22 protein-coding genes are annotated in these 15,034 nt (G+C 47.8%); 19 read left to right on the top strand and 3 right to left on the bottom strand.

Features of this window, described 5'->3' with window-relative positions; translation table 11 throughout:
* From IQ260_RS15865 to IQ260_RS15850, 4 genes are all read left to right on the top strand, one after another.
* Nucleotides 1-488 (top strand): endonuclease/exonuclease/phosphatase family protein (locus IQ260_RS15865; protein WP_228016163.1); only part of this gene is annotated, 488 nt, incomplete at its 5' end.
* A gap of 122 nt (nt 489-610) precedes the next feature.
* Nucleotides 611-1,261: a hypothetical protein gene (locus IQ260_RS15860; RefSeq protein WP_193994080.1), complete on the top strand. Its 651-nt coding sequence runs from the start codon at nt 611-613 to the stop codon at nt 1,259-1,261.
* 123 nt (nt 1,262-1,384) lie between these two features.
* Entirely contained in the window at nt 1,385-1,963 is a 579-nt protein-coding gene (locus IQ260_RS15855; RefSeq protein WP_193994079.1) for a dihydrofolate reductase family protein, read from the top strand.
* A gap of 102 nt (nt 1,964-2,065) precedes the next feature.
* On the top strand, nt 2,066-3,244 hold the full coding sequence (locus IQ260_RS15850) for an MFS transporter (protein ID WP_193994078.1): 1,179 nt from the start codon (nt 2,066-2,068) through the stop codon (nt 3,242-3,244).
* Here the strand turns inward: IQ260_RS15850 and IQ260_RS15845 are convergent.
* A complete protein-coding gene (locus IQ260_RS15845; RefSeq protein ID WP_193994077.1) occupies nt 3,241-3,828 on the bottom strand; it encodes a TetR/AcrR family transcriptional regulator in 588 nt (195 codons plus the stop codon). The genes IQ260_RS15850 and IQ260_RS15845 overlap by 4 nt on opposite strands.
* A gap of 438 nt (nt 3,829-4,266) precedes the next feature.
* Here IQ260_RS15845 and IQ260_RS31895 point away from each other — a divergent pair, with 438 nt between their 5' ends.
* The 3 genes from IQ260_RS31895 (at nt 4,267) to IQ260_RS15830 (ending at nt 5,889) form a co-directional block, all read left to right on the top strand.
* Nucleotides 4,267-4,368: a YdeI/OmpD-associated family protein gene (locus tag IQ260_RS31895; protein ID WP_193994082.1), complete on the top strand. Its 102-nt coding sequence runs from the start codon at nt 4,267-4,269 to the stop codon at nt 4,366-4,368.
* A 257-nt stretch (nt 4,369-4,625) separates the two neighbouring features.
* Entirely contained in the window at nt 4,626-5,420 is a 795-nt protein-coding gene (locus IQ260_RS15835) for an ADP-ribosylglycohydrolase family protein (RefSeq protein WP_193994076.1), read from the top strand.
* A gap of 178 nt (nt 5,421-5,598) precedes the next feature.
* Complete coding sequence (locus IQ260_RS15830; RefSeq protein WP_193994075.1) at nt 5,599-5,889, top strand: RNA recognition motif domain-containing protein; 291 nt, start codon at nt 5,599-5,601, stop codon at nt 5,887-5,889.
* Between the two features lie 238 nt (nt 5,890-6,127).
* Here IQ260_RS15830 and IQ260_RS15825 read toward each other — a convergent pair whose 3' ends face one another.
* Nucleotides 6,128-7,120 carry a M28 family peptidase gene (locus tag IQ260_RS15825; protein ID WP_193994074.1) on the bottom strand — a complete coding sequence of 331 codons (993 nt, stop codon included), beginning with the start codon at nt 7,118-7,120 and terminating at the stop codon, nt 6,128-6,130.
* Nucleotides 7,121-7,215: 95 nt separating this feature from the next.
* Between IQ260_RS15825 and IQ260_RS15820 the strand changes: the two genes are divergently transcribed.
* The 3 genes from IQ260_RS15820 (at nt 7,216) to IQ260_RS15810 (ending at nt 9,780) form a co-directional block, all read left to right on the top strand.
* Nucleotides 7,216-7,605, top strand: coding sequence for a VanZ family protein (locus tag IQ260_RS15820; protein WP_193994073.1), 390 nt, complete (start codon nt 7,216-7,218; stop codon nt 7,603-7,605).
* Between the two features lie 87 nt (nt 7,606-7,692).
* Nucleotides 7,693-8,676 (top strand): hypothetical protein, encoded by a 984-nt coding sequence (locus IQ260_RS15815; RefSeq protein WP_193994072.1) that lies wholly within the window; start codon nt 7,693-7,695, stop codon nt 8,674-8,676.
* A gap of 18 nt (nt 8,677-8,694) precedes the next feature.
* Nucleotides 8,695-9,780: a coiled-coil domain-containing protein gene (locus IQ260_RS15810; protein ID WP_193994071.1), complete on the top strand. Its 1,086-nt coding sequence runs from the start codon at nt 8,695-8,697 to the stop codon at nt 9,778-9,780.
* 41 nt (nt 9,781-9,821) lie between these two features.
* Here the strand turns inward: IQ260_RS15810 and IQ260_RS15805 are convergent, their stop codons facing one another.
* Entirely contained in the window at nt 9,822-10,007 is a 186-nt protein-coding gene (locus IQ260_RS15805; RefSeq protein ID WP_193994070.1) for a hypothetical protein, read from the bottom strand.
* A gap of 132 nt (nt 10,008-10,139) precedes the next feature.
* On the opposite strand from IQ260_RS15805, the gene IQ260_RS15800 reads away from it, so the two are divergent.
* The 9 genes from IQ260_RS15800 to IQ260_RS15760 all read left to right on the top strand — a co-directional run.
* A complete protein-coding gene (locus IQ260_RS15800; RefSeq protein ID WP_193994069.1) occupies nt 10,140-10,601 on the top strand; it encodes a hypothetical protein in 462 nt (153 codons plus the stop codon).
* Complete coding sequence (locus tag IQ260_RS15795; protein WP_193994068.1) at nt 10,553-10,870, top strand: hypothetical protein; 318 nt, start codon at nt 10,553-10,555, stop codon at nt 10,868-10,870. Before IQ260_RS15800 ends, IQ260_RS15795 begins: the two co-directional genes overlap by 49 nt.
* A gap of 270 nt (nt 10,871-11,140) precedes the next feature.
* Nucleotides 11,141-11,485: a rhodanese-like domain-containing protein gene (locus tag IQ260_RS15790; RefSeq protein ID WP_193994067.1), complete on the top strand. Its 345-nt coding sequence runs from the start codon at nt 11,141-11,143 to the stop codon at nt 11,483-11,485.
* An 81-nt stretch (nt 11,486-11,566) separates the two neighbouring features.
* Nucleotides 11,567-12,037: a globin family protein gene (locus IQ260_RS15785; RefSeq protein ID WP_193994066.1), complete on the top strand. Its 471-nt coding sequence runs from the start codon at nt 11,567-11,569 to the stop codon at nt 12,035-12,037.
* 37 nt (nt 12,038-12,074) lie between these two features.
* Nucleotides 12,075-12,755: a V4R domain-containing protein gene (locus IQ260_RS15780; protein WP_193994065.1), complete on the top strand. Its 681-nt coding sequence runs from the start codon at nt 12,075-12,077 to the stop codon at nt 12,753-12,755.
* Nucleotides 12,756-12,766: 11 nt separating this feature from the next.
* Entirely contained in the window at nt 12,767-13,042 is a 276-nt protein-coding gene (locus tag IQ260_RS15775; protein ID WP_193994064.1) for a hypothetical protein, read from the top strand.
* Nucleotides 13,043-13,089: 47 nt separating this feature from the next.
* A complete protein-coding gene (locus IQ260_RS15770; RefSeq protein WP_193994063.1) occupies nt 13,090-13,605 on the top strand; it encodes a globin family protein in 516 nt (171 codons plus the stop codon).
* Between the two features lie 171 nt (nt 13,606-13,776).
* Nucleotides 13,777-14,469, top strand: coding sequence for a V4R domain-containing protein (locus IQ260_RS15765; protein ID WP_193994062.1), 693 nt, complete (start codon nt 13,777-13,779; stop codon nt 14,467-14,469).
* Nucleotides 14,466-15,034, top strand: a 569-nt coding sequence (locus IQ260_RS15760) for a serine/threonine-protein kinase (RefSeq protein ID WP_193994061.1), incomplete at its 3' end; no start/stop codon positions are given. The genes IQ260_RS15765 and IQ260_RS15760, both read left to right, overlap by 4 nt.

Here is a 15,034-nt window from a genome sequence, read left to right as displayed (position 1 = left end):
AGATTGAATTCTTTGGGACTGAAAAAAATACTAGTGTTGTCACCGAAATTATGGTTGGTAGGCAGCCGATTACAGTCTTAGCAACGCATCCGTTTCCCCCGGTGAAAACCAGCTTTTTTCACTCCCGGAATCAGCAACTGGATTTGATTCGCCAGTATTTGGAGGATTTGAGGTCTGAAGCAGTGCGATCTCAACCCCCTCATCAAATCATCCTCGCTGGCGATCTAAACACCACCATGTGGTCTCCTTACTATCAGCGCCTAGTGCGCAAAACAAATCTAAAAAACGCTCGTTCGGGCTTTGGCATTTTACCCACCTGGCCCACACCAGGGACTTACGCCACCATCCCAAGGGCATTAACACCCCTACTTTCTATTCCCATTGATCACTGTCTATTGAGTCATGGCTTAGACGTCACTGATATCCATGTCGGCACTGACACAGGTTCCGATCACCGTCCTCTAGTCGTTGATATTAGAGTGCCTTAACCATAGGAATACAAGTCTTTTTTGCCAATTCCGCCTATCAGCCGCATCTTCACATATTTCATCCTGAGCGGTCTTTCTACGTGTTGAAATAATAGGCAGTAAGTCTTCTCCTAGCTCTATCTATGAAAGCTCCTGTCGTTCTTGGCTCATTACTAGCGCTAGCTGGAACTGCCGCCACTGCCGAAAGTGCCGATGCTACGATTTCAGATGTAGATATCAAAGAAGATTTACGAGAGGCTATTTGTTTTCAAGAATGGTATGACGCCATTGAGTTATCCAGCAAATTAATTAGCTCTCCTACGGTGAGCCCAGACTATCAGCAAAAGCTGCTCGACTGGCGACATCAGTTTTATGCTCACATCAGTGGTGAGCATAAACAGAATGAGATGGTCAGCTGCGAGGGACTTACCCCCTCTCCTGTCAAAATTGAAACGCAACCCTATCAGGGACCTGAACCTCGTTTCTCAAACGATAGAATCACCTCGCCAACAAAAACGACAGCGGTATCACCGGCTCCAGCCAGTATCTTAGCTAACCTATGGACAGTGGGTGTTCGCATAGAAGGTAACAGTATCAAAGGGACTGTGCTCAATAATGGCTGGAGCCATGCCAATAACGTTATCCTGACCATCCGTTCCCAGCAGGCCAATCAAAAGACAGATATCAGAACCGTATCGATTGACACGGTTCAAGCATGGGGAGAAGCTGAATTTGTCGCTGCATTTAACGATGCCCCAGGCAATTGGACAATCGAAAGAATTGAGGTTAATTAAAAATCCTCATTCCTAAGATTTTCCTCTATTTTCCGAAATTGATAATAATCATGGGGTAGTAGCCAGTCTGCCTGATGTCCGGTTGTTTATATTGGGCAAGACATCTACCAAGAGGAAAGCACCATGCGAGAACTGGTTTACTATGTCGCCTGCAGCATTGACGGATTTATTGCCCATGCTGATGGTTCCCATGGTGGGTTTTCCCACGATATGGATTACCTGACAGCGTTATTTTCTACGTTTCCCGAGACCGTTCCGTCCCATCTGCGTGAGGTTATGGGTATCTCTGGTGCAAATAAATGGTTTGATACTGTTTTAATGGGGAGAAAAACCTACGAAATCGGATTAAAGGACGGGGTGTCAAATCCTTATCCTCATATGAAGCAGTATCTCTTTTCGAACAGTATCAAAGAAAGTCCTCATCCCGACGTTGTTCTTGTCTCAGAGAAGGCGATGGAGTTAGTTAAACAGTTGAAGCAGGCAGATGGTAAAAACATTTGGCTGTGTGGAGGGGCAACGCTAGCCACAGCGCTCTTTGCTGAAAAATTGATTGATCAGCTGATCCTCAAGATAAATCCATTTCTGATGGGGGATGGCATCTCTCTTTTCTCTGGGATAATTGACCAAACGGCTTTAGAACTGACTGATCAAAAAGTCTATGGCAATGGCGTCTTGCAACTTCATTACCAAGTAGTTCCATAAGGTATGCCATTCTTCTATGCCATAGATAGTCACACGACGCCCCATCGATAGGTGACTCTTTGGGTTCATGCTAGGCTCAAAACCTGCCCAACACCCACTCCTATGAAATCTGCCAAATCCCAGGTAGCTCTGCTGGCCTTATCCCAAGCTACAGCCATGACCACCAATACGGTCCTGGTCACGGTTGCGGCCCTCATCGGCTATGCTCTTGCCACTGACAAAACCATGGCCACAGTACCGCTGGCCATGCGACAGGTGGCGACCATGGTGGCAACAATTCCGGCCTCATTACTGATGCAGCACATCGGGCGACGCGGTGGCTTTCTCGTGGGCTCATTAGTGGGTTTTATTGGAGCCGCTGTTGGTATTTATAGTCTCACCATTGCTCACTTTTGGCTATTTACTCTGTCTACTACACTACTCGGTGTTGCCAATGGTTTTGTTGGTTACTACCGTTTTGCCGCTGCTGATGTGGTAGATGATGCTTTTCGGTCCCAGGCAATCTCTTGGGTGTTAGCAGGCGGAATCATTGCCGCAATTTTAGGACCATGGGTGGCCACGGGGTCTCAAGGATGGTTTAACAGCGACCTCTATATTGGGGCACTGGTGGCAATATTGGGACTACAGGTGCTCTCTAGTCTGTTGTTTTTGGGGTTGCAGGTGCCCTCTACCGAGGCAGAACACAGTGGGCAACGTACACTTCCCCTATTAAAGATTATGCGTCAGCCAAAGTTTTTGGTTGCCACGCTGGGAAGTACTGTCAGCTATGGCGTTATGGTATTTGTCATGACGGCCACACCCCTGGCCATGGCAGCAGAAACTCATTCTTTTGACCAAACAGCCTCGGTAATTCAGTGGCACGTGATTGGGATGTTTGCCCCATCACTGATTACAGGCTGGTTGATTAAACGTTTGGGGGTGTTACAGATTATTGTGACTGGGGCGGTGCTTAACCTGGGCTGTATGGGGCTAAATTTAGCGGGCACTAGTTTTTGGCATTTTGCCATGGCCCTATTTCTCCTGGGTCTAGGCTGGAATTTTATGTATGTGGGGTCCACTACTTTACTGACAGAAACCCACACGCCTGCGGAGAAAGGCAAAGTGCAGGCGATCCACGACTTTATTATGTTTAGCTTTGTTGCTGTAGTCACGTTTCTGGCAGGGCGAGTATTCCATCGGTTTGACTGGGCCATTCTCAATCAGATGAGCTGGCCCCTGGTACTCTTTACCTTGCTGGTGGTGCTATGGCTGCAGCAACAGCGACATCGGCGATTGGTTTAAGGTGTAAAGCACTGGTTAATCAACGCCATGGCGGCACTCTTAAAGGTGTGGCCGATGGGCTCAGTTCCCAAATATCGAGCCTGGGAAAAACCGCCGTCTATAAGCATGGTGAGCTGGGCGGCTAAGGCCTGAGGCTGGTTGAGGTTAGACTCTTTGGCTAGGGTAGCGATGCGATCGCACACCTCCCCCTTATGGGCCATGCACACCTGCCGTGACGGATGTTCCGCATCAGCAAACTCACTCGCCGCCAGCAAAAACGGACATCCCTGACACTCAGGTGTCTCCAATAGCTCGGCTATAAAATCAACCATACCCATCAGCTGTGCCATCGGCTGCGGCTCGCAGCTCGTCAAATACGCCTCCAATAGCTGCCAAAACTGCTGACTTCGCCGCTCTAAATACGCCCGAATCAGTGCATCTTTTGATGGAAAGTAACGGTAGAGGCTTGTCTTCGCAATTTTCGCCTCTGCAATGACTCGGTCAATGCCTATAGCGTGCAGTCCCTGTCCATAAAACAACTGGTCTGCCACATCTAGAATGTGCTCCTTGAGTGGCTTATCGGTAGCAGCAGACTTACGCGGCATCGGCCTTAAAAAATAAAGTCATTGACATGATACAGACCTGTCTGTTATTAATCAATAAGATATAGATACAGACCTGTTTGTTTTAAATGCGTCACGAAACCTCCATCATTCCCACCCGTCTTTGCTATTTTTTGCTATCGCTAACGTTAACCGGCGTGCTTGCCAATTTAGAGGCCAATAGGTCCTTGGGTGTTCAGCCACATCTGAATAACCAGCAACAGGGTGCCTCGCTCTGGAGCTACGTAGGTTTCGCTAATCTTGTGAACCCATCGCGCTACAACAACGAAGCTAGCTTTTAAAGTTTCAGACGGCATACTTCCATCGACATGAAACAGTTTGAGCAGGTCGAAGTAACCAGCGGCGAACCTGGCTAGTCAACAACTATACCCAAATCGATAGTATCTGGCTTGTTACCTACAAAAAACATAAAAGAAAGGAATCCTGCAATGGATTAAACGTGCCAAGCAAACGGCTACTCGGGAAAAGCGGATCGCAAAAACTGTTGAGCTGGCGGGGCAGAACATCAAAGCAAATAGATGAAAGGTCAGATTGGGAAGAAGACATGACCAGGGTTCTATAACTTTATCGTTCGCACAATACACTGTTGTCCTATTTTTGATAGAAACCCGTCTGTGGGGCCTGAAGCCAAGCTTACCAATGGTTTTCAGATAAAAATATTCTGGGGATCAGCAACGCCCAGCTTTTTAAAAAGCAACTTATCCCACACGATCACAGTATGCGCTAGAATGCTGTAGCGAAGAATGTTAACGACACACCAGATAAATAAATAGAAGAATATGCTTGGAGCAATTCTTGGAGATGTGATTGGCGCTGCCTATCAGCGGACTAAAATCCAAGACTTCGAACTAGTTACTCCAGACAGTCACTGGACCGAAAACACGATCTTTATGCTGGCCACTGCGGACTACCTACTTTATGGTGGGGAGTACGAAGAGACCTATGCACGTTGGTATGACTGGTATCCTCAGATAGCGGGAGGCTACAACAACAGTTTTAGTGAGTGGGCTACGACAAATTGCCTAAAGCCTTACTACAGTTGTCGTAATGATGGGGCCGTGAGAGCCGTGCCCATTGCCTATGCTTTTGACAATCTCAAGGAAGTCATGGAAGAAGCTGAGCGCTCGGCCATGATTAGCCATAATCATCCCGATGGCATTAAAGGGGCTCAGGCTACTGCAACAGCTGTCTTTCTGGCTAACACAGGTGCGTCCAAAGAGACCATTGCAGAGTTGCTGACCAGCATTTTTGGTTACAGCTTTCAAACTCCTTATCAGGCGCTGCAACAAGGCTATCAGTACAGCACCCTCGCAGGAGATACTGTAGAAGCAGCCATCATTGCATTTTTGCACTCCAACGACTTTGAAGATGCCATTCGTAACGCAGTCGCCCTCGGAGGGGATGCAAAAACCCTAGCGGCAATTTCAGGCGGTATTGCTGAGGCATTTTATCCTAAGATCCCACCTTCTTTACGTAAGTTGGGTTGGTCTAGATTAGATGAAGGCCAGCAGGACTTAATTAGTGAGTTTCAGGCTGAATTTGTCAAAGATATGGCTCCAGCTCGAGCGGCCTAGCCGTTGGCGACCCCCATACCAAAAAATATCCCCATAGGGTTCCCAAAGCATAAAATCAAATGCTATGATTGCAGTCGGTAAGTTTTCGGTAGAGAAGTAATTTTGTTGAGATTTCGATTTCAGTAACAGGAATATCTCCGTTTAACTCGCTACATGTTTTTGATAAGGGGATTTCCTTATGTCTATTTATGTGGGCAATTTGTCCTATGACGTTACGAACGATGAGCTAGAGCAGGTCTTTACCGAGTACGGTAAGGTTAACCGCGTTAGCTTGCCAATGGATCGCGAAACTGGTCGTCCACGGGGTTTCGCCTTTGTGGAAATGGCTGCTAAAGAAGATGAAGAAAAGGCAATTGAAGCATTGAACGGTGCCGAGTGGATGGGCCGCGAAATGAAAGTCAATGAAGCCAAGCCCCGGAGCAATTCCGGTGGTGGCGGTGGCGGTGGCTACCGTCGCAACTCTTTCTAAGAGTGTAGTTGCTGACTAAGCAAAAGTTAGTCGGTGTATTGATGCGAGCAGTTCATGGAGCTGCTCGCTTTTTGCTGTGACTATTTAAGAAATAAGCCGATCTGTGAACGACGCTACCAACCAATAGTTTGCAGATGAAATCTTGTCGGGGGTAGCAGTGCCTTTTTTTATGTTGAGAGAAAATAAATCTTGAGGTATCTGGGCTGCTCCTCAACGTATAGTTCTAGATTGTTATCTCTCAGCTACCTTGCAGTAATTTTTCTACTCGCTCCACGATATAGTTTGCAGTCTGTTCTAAAAATACTTCATCTAGACTCTCGACGGTATCACTTTCCTGGTGGTAGTTGGGATTGCGAAAATCAGCTGTATCACTAACCATCACGGCCCCAATACCCTTTAACCAAAAGGGAACATGGTCACTGCGAAATAGATCTGGCATAAAGGGGAGTGCCCCAATGGCGACCGGTAGTGTCACTGCCTGTAAGGTCGTCTCTGTGGGGGCAGTGGATTCATTCTCTATCTCGGTTGCGAAGGTGGCCAATAGGTCTAAATGATCGGTGTCGCCCAACACTCCAATAAAATCTCCTTGGGTGGGCAAATTTTGTTGTTCTAAACCAGGTGGATAGGTTTGACATCCAGGCTCATGGCAAGCATAGCCAAGCATTTCAAGGATTATGGAGCTTTCTAATCCATCTAGGTTAGCTGGATTATTGACAAAGGCATTACTCCCCACGAGTCCGGCTCCTTCCGGCTGAAATTCTTCTTGGTCAAAGAAGACGACTTGCAAACTTTTATGGGTGGGGTAGTTGGCAAAGATACGGGCGATTTCTAGGGCGGTAGCAACGCCACTAGCGTTGTCGTCCGCTCCAGGGGAGCCGGACACTGAGTCGTAGTGGGCACCGACTAGGATTTTTTGTTGAGGAGTTTGCGTACCTGGGCGCACAATGCTGAGGTTAGTGCCTGCACTGTTGCCTGCACCGAATGTCTGAGAAATGGGCTCGTAGCCATAGGTTTTAAGCTGCTGAGTGAGATAGGCCCGAGTACGAGCTAGGGCTAGGTTGGTGTAGCGTTTGGTCGCTAAGGTGTGGAGGTGCGATCGCAACCGCTCATTATCCACCATCAATTTCCCTGATTGAGCCTCAGAGGAAATGTCATAAAACACAGCTATCCCGATCACCAAGGCGATCATTCCCAACCATAGCCCTGCTTGACGTCTAAATAGATTACCCATGGCTTATACCAATTACGGTTGATGTATCCGAGATAGAGACGCTATCCACTGTAGATCGCTGTAATCAAAACCAGATACAAGCCTAATTACTCTCCATGAAAACGTCATCTAAACTTAACCAGCCCCAGCGCAGTATTGCCGTGCTAGCCATCGTCTATGGGGCCTTATTTTTACTGATTCTATGGGCCGCCTATACCAATAATCTGCCCCTTGATCTACTAGATAAAATTCCCTACTACGACAAAATTGGTCATGTGGTGCTCTATGCGATGGCCAGCTACTTAGGCCATCGCATATTGAATCGACGACACTTCCGAGGAATGCGACATTTGCCTGTTTTTCCAGTGTTGTTTGGCCTGGTGATGACAGCAGAAGAAATCGTTCAAGGCATTGCGCCCTATCGAACCTTGGATGCGTTAGATTTAGTCTGTAGTTTGAGTGGCGTGGTGTTGGGGTATATCCTAGCCCAGCAACCCCCTGATTAAAAATTAAGTTTAATCAGAGTCTGATGCGTCACAATACCAATAGATGTAAGAATTATTCCCATTGATGCGTCAGCTGGAGTCATGGTGATGGTTGCATCGCAGGATAGCAAAGACCAAGTTTTCGCCGCCTTCCAGAAAATTCTCACAGATCGCAAAAAGCTAGGTTCCAGAATTGCCACTAAGGAAGAGGAAGTCGCAGCGGCCAGAAATGAACAGGTGCTGGATGGGGCCTCGGCCTATACAATTGACAGCATTGTCAAAGGTCTAGCCGATCTACAGCTGGAGTTTGGCAGCATTGTCACCCAGCTGTCAGAAAAATTAACCGACGAATCCTTAAAGTTGGGGGAACTGGACCAGGCCATTGACATCGAAACGCGTCATCTACAAACCCTGAAGCAAATTCGTGTAGTGGCCGATACCCTCCACCTACTGACTCAAGAGCATCAGGATAAGCTCAGCACCCTGGAGCAAAAGGGAACCGAGCAACAGGCTACCCTTGAACAAGAAATCACTGAAGTGCGGTCTCAGTGGGGCAAAGAGCAAAGCGACTTTGAGCAGACCGTCAGAGCGCAAATGGAGCAGCTAATCAAAGAACGAGAGCGACAAGAAGCGGACTATCGGTATGAATTAGAGCGCCATCAAACCGTTGATGCCAACGATTTTGACGAGACTCGTCGCCAGCAAGAAAAAGAATTACAGGATACCGAGCAAGTTAACCAGCGGCAGTGGGCTGAGCGAGAGAAAATTCTAGAGGAGAATCAGCTCCTCTTAGTGGACTATCAACAACGTGTGGATATATTCTCGAGCGATCTCAATCAGTTGGTAGAAAAAACGAGAACGGATATTACTACGGCTGTCCAGCAAAATGCAGCGGTACAAGCCGAGCTGCTGGAAAAGGAGTGGGAAGCTACCAAACAGGGGTATGAATTTACGATTCAATCTCTGGAACATAAAATTCAAGAGCAAACTCAGCAAATTGAAAATGTTAATGCTCAATTGCAAGAGGCGATGCAACAGTCCCACACGTTAACCATGAAAGCGTTTGAGAAATCCTCAACGGTTAAGGCTTAGACAAACAGAGGGGTTAGCATGACCGAAATACCAACCAATAGAAATACAAAAGCACAGATTCTAGAGGCTTATAATGACTTGCTCAAAGAACGAAATAAGCTAGAAAAACAGGTCGATAGGCTGAAAACGACGAGTCCCACCTCCGGGACGGAGACAAAACCCTCTGAACCTGTGAAAGTAATGAATCAGCCACCCGTCGATCAGACGCAAGATAAAATGAAGGCAACAATTCACACCTTGGCTGGGTTGCAAGCGGGGTTTGGCAGCGCCGTCAATGAGTTATCCGAAAAGCTGACATCGAAAGCGGCTCAATTACAAGCTCTCCGGTCAGCCGTTGCTGAAGAATTGGCTCAACTGGAGGAGCTGCACAGTTTAGATGATATCCAAGCCGATACCCTGGATACCTTAATCCAAACCTGTGAAGACACGCGCAAAGCTTTTGAGGCTGAATTTACTCAAAGGCAGGATACGCTTGACCATGAACGACGGGACCTGAAGCAGTCTTGGGTAAAGGAACAGGAGGACCATAAGCGTTCTATTAAAGAACGGGATGATGAACAGAAGAAAGCTAGTCAGCGTGAGTCTGAAGAGTATGACTATAATCTGACACTGGAACGTAGTTTAGCGCAGGCGGACTATGCCCAAGCCCAAGAAGAGCGCTATCGGCAGCTGGCGGAGGCTAAGCAAGCATTGGCGGCACAGTGGGCGGAACGGGAGGGTGCGATCGCACGTCAAGAGCAGCACTTTGCTGAGCTAAAAGCCCAAGTCGAAGCCTTTGAAGCAGAAAAAGAAGCGGCGATTAAGCAGGCCAAGGAAGAGGCAGGATCAGCCGCCAGCGCCCAGGCGAAAATAGCAGCAGATTTGCGCCATAAGGAATTGGATGGCTTTAAGCGGGTGTATGAGCTGAGGATTCAAGCCCTAGAACACGCGATCGCAACCAATGAGGAACGGATTCAGACCGTATCGAAGCAGCTGGCGGCAGCCCTGAAACAGGTTCAGGATTTAGCCGTGAAGGCTATCGAAGGGGCATCGAATATTCAATCCTTTGAGGCGTTTAAGTCCCTGGCAATGGAGCAGGCCAAAACCCAAATGAAAGGGAAATAGCTCAATCTTAGTCGCACTAAGCCCGAGGGCTGATTGCACTCCTAATCAAAACTCTTTTCAGAAGACTCGAATCCAACGCCTTCGTATAAATCAGCCAGCGCAATCTCGACAGGCACCGATGTGAGTAAGAAAGAAGCATCTAACCCTTGATACTCAGTCAATAGCCATTGATGCTCAGATTGCTTTACGTGATGCTCTACAAAAGGACGATACTGGTCAATTAACACATATTCTTGAAACGACGTAATAGTGCGATAGTGAACAAAGCTGACTTTTTTTGATGTGCGTCCGAGATGGATACCTGAACCTGTGTGGTAACTACTATCTGGAAATCGCTGACAACAAAATTTTTATCTGTCATGGCCTATTCTCAACTACATGCTTCCCAGCTAAAAATCCAATGGCATGAAATTCTCGATGCCGTTGGGTTTGGCAGGAGCTGGTTAGCAAGTGTTCGTTTTTCCTTACAGTGTTTTGCAGCACCCGAGTTGAGCGGCCTTTCCCATTTGCTGGATCAGGTGGACCAACATAATCATCTGGTGTCGGCCATTGCCATCGATATTCAAAAAGCTACCGACTCCGATCCAGACAACGATCTAGCTCAAGTTATCAAAATATTCTCTCAAACTAAGAAGAAAATAATTCAAGCTATTGCCCAGTATGGTGCCCAGCCCAATGAAAATACTTCTGGTGTTGCCGATTATAAGGTTGAGGCGATGAGCTGTGATATGGGTGACTCTAGTAGTGTGTACAGCTGGTTGATGCGGAAGTCTTGTTATTTGAGAATGCAGGCTCAGGTGTTAGTCTATTCATCGCTATAGTCTTTCCCTGTGGTCTTTCACTAGATGGACAGCCTGATCTTTCGGGCTTCCCCGTTTTTTCAGAAAATTTTGGTCTGTTTAAACGCTTAAAAACCATTGCCAGCGATCGCCCTGGCTTTCCCACCACCGCTGCGAGCTATTTCCGTTTTAATCAACCCCTCGCCCCTCTAGAAATTGAACAACTGATCCCAGCAGAGATCGATTCCCCCATTTTGCGCATGGACATCGATCGTGACTCGCCAGAGCGCGGTCGTCTATTTCCCAAGTAGGTACGGCCACTGTACTTTCCCCCGGCCTGTGCTTCCCCCTTGTTTATTTCCATCCCCATGGCCAATCCCATAGAGCAAGGTTTTCTGTTGTTGCTGAGATCGATTAGCTGTGGGTGTGGTGCATCGGTTCAAGGGTAGTAGATATAGCTTCGGCGTGCTTGAACAAAACAGCCAACAACTTTATTCTTAAATTGTTTGTCAATAGAAGCAGGGTACCCTAATCAGTAAATCAACTTAATAAATCGGCGTTGCTGAATTTGGAGGATGCCCATGGATGGAATTTTAGGAGTTGAGGAAATTTCAGCGCCCAGCTTTGCCCAGCGATTGGCTGATGATGAGCTGCAACTGGTGGATGTGCGAGAGCCAGAGGAGGTTGCGATCGCACATCTGCCAAACTTTATCCATCTTCCCCTAAGCCAATATGCCGACTGGGCTGATCAGATTTTCTCCCATCTCGACCCCAGTCTCGAAACCATTGTCATGTGCCACCATGGCATGCGCTCTGCCCAAATGTGTCAATGGCTACAGCGCCAGGGCTTTGAACGTACCAAAAATCTATCTGGCGGCATCGACGCCTATGCCCGACTTGTCGATAACGCCATTCCCCGCTATTAATGCCCATGTGCAGATGTTTAGTGGTTCTGTACAGATGTTCCATGGAGCGTCTTTCTCCGTCAACTTGCTATCCCTTGCCCCATGCTGAGCCAGATTCAAACCCTTGTCCGTGAAGTGGATGGTCGCTATGCTACCGATACAGAACTGATATTTTTACAGAACTATCTAAAAACAGCTCGTCCACGGTTTAGCGCCTATCAAAAAATTCAAAAGGCTGAAGTAGAGATTATTCAGCAAGTCAAACAAAAAATAAAAACCATTGATCCCCAGCTGCTGCGCCGTGGCAAAGTCGATCTGAGTGCCAAATGGCAGCGCGACACGATACGAGGACTACGCTACTGTGCCCATGCCCTACTCGTAGCAGATGAAGAGGGCCTAGAAGAGAGCTTTCTACTCTGGTTTCAGTCAATTATGCGCTCCTTCAAAGCCCAGCATAGTTGCGATATTACCTATAAAGTCATGCAGGATATTGTGCGTCAACACCTCACCCCCCAAGAAGCCGAGCTATTTTGCCCAATTTTAGCTCAGGCTAGGCGTTTACTAGGTCAATAGGGTTACCCTGAAGGGACACCCAGGTACATTAGGTCTTATGGACACCCCGTCGGCTTTTTCCCACAAACTGCATCAGCAATATCCCCAAAAACACAGCCACTACAAATTTTCCGATTTTTTCCAGTTCAATACCTCCGAGGGGACCATTGCCGACTGGAATGGTAGCCGGAATATAATCACCAGCGAAGACTTTATTATTGGCTTGTTAGAAGGTTTAGAAGAAGAAGTCGGAGCCGCTTCAGCCGCCGTAATGTATTCCATCGGGCTGGAATGGGGTAAACAAGATTCATTATTTTTTGATCAGTGGTTTGAGCGTGAATACAACGTCAGCCCACAGCAGGCCAATCTAATGTTTTTGTTAGAAACCTGGTGGTGGCCCTTTACTGCCCAAGGCTGGGGGCGTTGGGAAATAGATATGACCGATCGTAAGCAGGGGTTTATGTTTATTAATCTCTTTGATTCAGCGGTGGCGCGTACCCTAGGAGATGTTGGTAAACCCGTCTGTTATTTGTATGCTGGATTATTTGCCGGCTTTTTTACCGAAATGGTACGTAAGCAGCTGAGCTGCATTGAGATTCAGTGCTACTCCATGGGAGAAACCTACTGTAAGTTTTTGCTGGGAGCTAAAGAGCGTATTGATGCCGCTGCATTTTGGTTAAATGAAGGAGCGACTGCTTCTGATATCGAAAAACGATTACGCTCTGAGGCCTCATCGTAAGGACTGATCATATGGAGTTGTCCAATGAAAATAGTCAATCTTTAGCCATCTCAGTCAGTGACTTTTTCCAGCAAATCAATTGGTCTGGCGTGGAGCTTGCAGAAAACGACGGGGGAGATACGATCGATGCGCCCTATGAAACCGTCGGCCAGTTTTTTGCTACATTTCCCTGGCAGGGCACAATGACCGTAACTCCTGAGGATTGGGAGCTGATCGACGATGATGAAATTATGCCTGCGGTAGATGCAGATGCCCTCACCCTGGACGACCTGTCGGCGTTATTTTAAGGTGGCTGCCTCAGCTACACTAACGTCTTAGACCAAACTGCTTAGCTATGACTCCTTCTCCATCTACTCGACATATTCTGCGACAGATTGAGCTACAGCCAGAAAACAGTTATCTAACATCTAAAGAATTGGGCAGTCTCGGCCGATATGTCAGCAGTTTGTCGGATCGGCTCCGTGCCTATCGTCAGCTGCGGGAGTGGGAGATTAACCTGATCCAAGAATTGGTGGATCGGCTACCCGCTGAAGTACAGCAGAATGTTGAGTCCTTAGAGCAAAGCATCAAGCAAACAATTTTGATTTTGCGATATGCGGCCCTAGGAATGCTAGTGGACGATGTTCATTTGGGTCGACGTCGTTTAGAGGGGTGGTTGCCGACGATGGTAGAGATTTACCAGACCCAAGCCATTGATGCGTTGCTGCAACGTTCCCTAAATCAACAGTTGCCTAGACTCTTGACCGACTCCCAGTTTGCGCTACTCAAACCTGCCCTAGAGTCAGTACAGCAACTGTTAGACAGTGGTGTTGGTGCGCCTCAGGGTGATGTTAAGAGTGATTTTACTTGAGCCTGCCGTACAGCAAAACTGACAGGCGGAGCGGTTCACCCTCTAAGCCTGTCATGGCAGCGGGTAAACCATGGATACTGCCCCAAGCTATATACGTCAACTCTCTGATGATAAGATCTTCCCACATCCAAAGGCACAGTGTGTCCTTGGAAAACTTTGGGAACTAATCATATGGTATTAGTAGCCGACTTACTTGCAGATACCCAGCTAAGCGCTAATTATTTTGCCAGCGACGTCTATGTGCACGGCACCTTGGAGCTGGGGTTGCTGGAAAATCGTCGAGGTGATCGACTGCTGGCGCTACCTGAGACATTGATTCGGGCGATCTATTCAGGGCTGGATAATGAAACGGGGCAGGCTTCAATGCTGGTGCTGTACAACTGCGGACGCTGGTGGGGAAAAAATTTCTACACCCGTTTTTGTGAGGAGCTGACCGACTACCATAATCGCCCCGTGGCCAGCTTAGCCATGGCTGAGTTTATCCATGCATTGCAGCAGTGTTGGCTCACCCACGGGTGGGGACAGATCAGCCTAGATCAGACCTATCGTTCCCAAGGCTTTTTAGTTCTCAAAATCCGAGCGTCGGCATTTATTGACTATGCCCCCAAACTAGAGCGACCTGTAGGGTTTTTAGAGACGGGAGCACTACAGTCATTTTTTAGTGAATTGAGTGGTCAAACGCTGCACTGTGTTCAAACGGCCTGTGAGTCTCTGGGGGCTGAAGAAAATTGCTTTGTGCTGGGGCTAAAAGAACGATTGACGGTGGCGGAGGCTGGTGTTCATCAGCGTCTTTCCCACGCTGAGATTATGAATATCTTGGTGGGGAAAGGACGTGATGATTTACTCATGGATGCAGGAATGTGAACAGTCGCCATCAGCGTTCTAGCTATCGCCTGTTAGGGCTGGTGGGTAATGGTCAGTTTGGGCGCGTTTATTGTGGGGTGCACCGTAAGACGGGCCAGCTGGTGGCGATTAAGTATGTGCATCGCCACAGTCTGTCCACCCATGCGTTTTTGCGGGAACTGCATTGTTTGTTGAGCTTGACCCATCCTAATATTGTTACTTGCTATGCGCTGGAGCATTCGGATGAGGGGCGACGGCTAGTGTTGGAGTATTGTGCAGGGGGGACGTTGCGATCGCACATGCTCAGTTCCCTGAGCCTCGCTGACATTCTCAATCTGGTCGCAGATGTGCTGTGTGGGCTGGCCCACGCTCACCAGCAGGGAATAGTCCACTGTGATATCAAACCCGAAAACATTTTGCTGAGCTATCGTGACGGACGCTGGCGAGCTAAGATTTCAGATTTTGGTATTGCTAAACTTATTCAGGAGCAGCCCCATCAGAAAGGCTCAGGGCAGACCGGCTCACCTGCTTACATGGCCCCCGAACGATTTTACTGCCAATACTCTCCAGCAGCAGATGTCTATGC

Origin of the sequence: Leptolyngbya cf. ectocarpi LEGE 11479, from assembly GCF_015207065.1 — a bacterium.
Classification (GTDB): domain Bacteria; phylum Cyanobacteriota; class Cyanobacteriia; order Phormidesmidales; family Phormidesmidaceae; genus Leptothoe; species Leptothoe ectocarpi.
The sequence above is the reverse complement of the archived record's forward strand: the minus strand, read 5'-3'. Positions and strand labels throughout refer to the sequence as shown.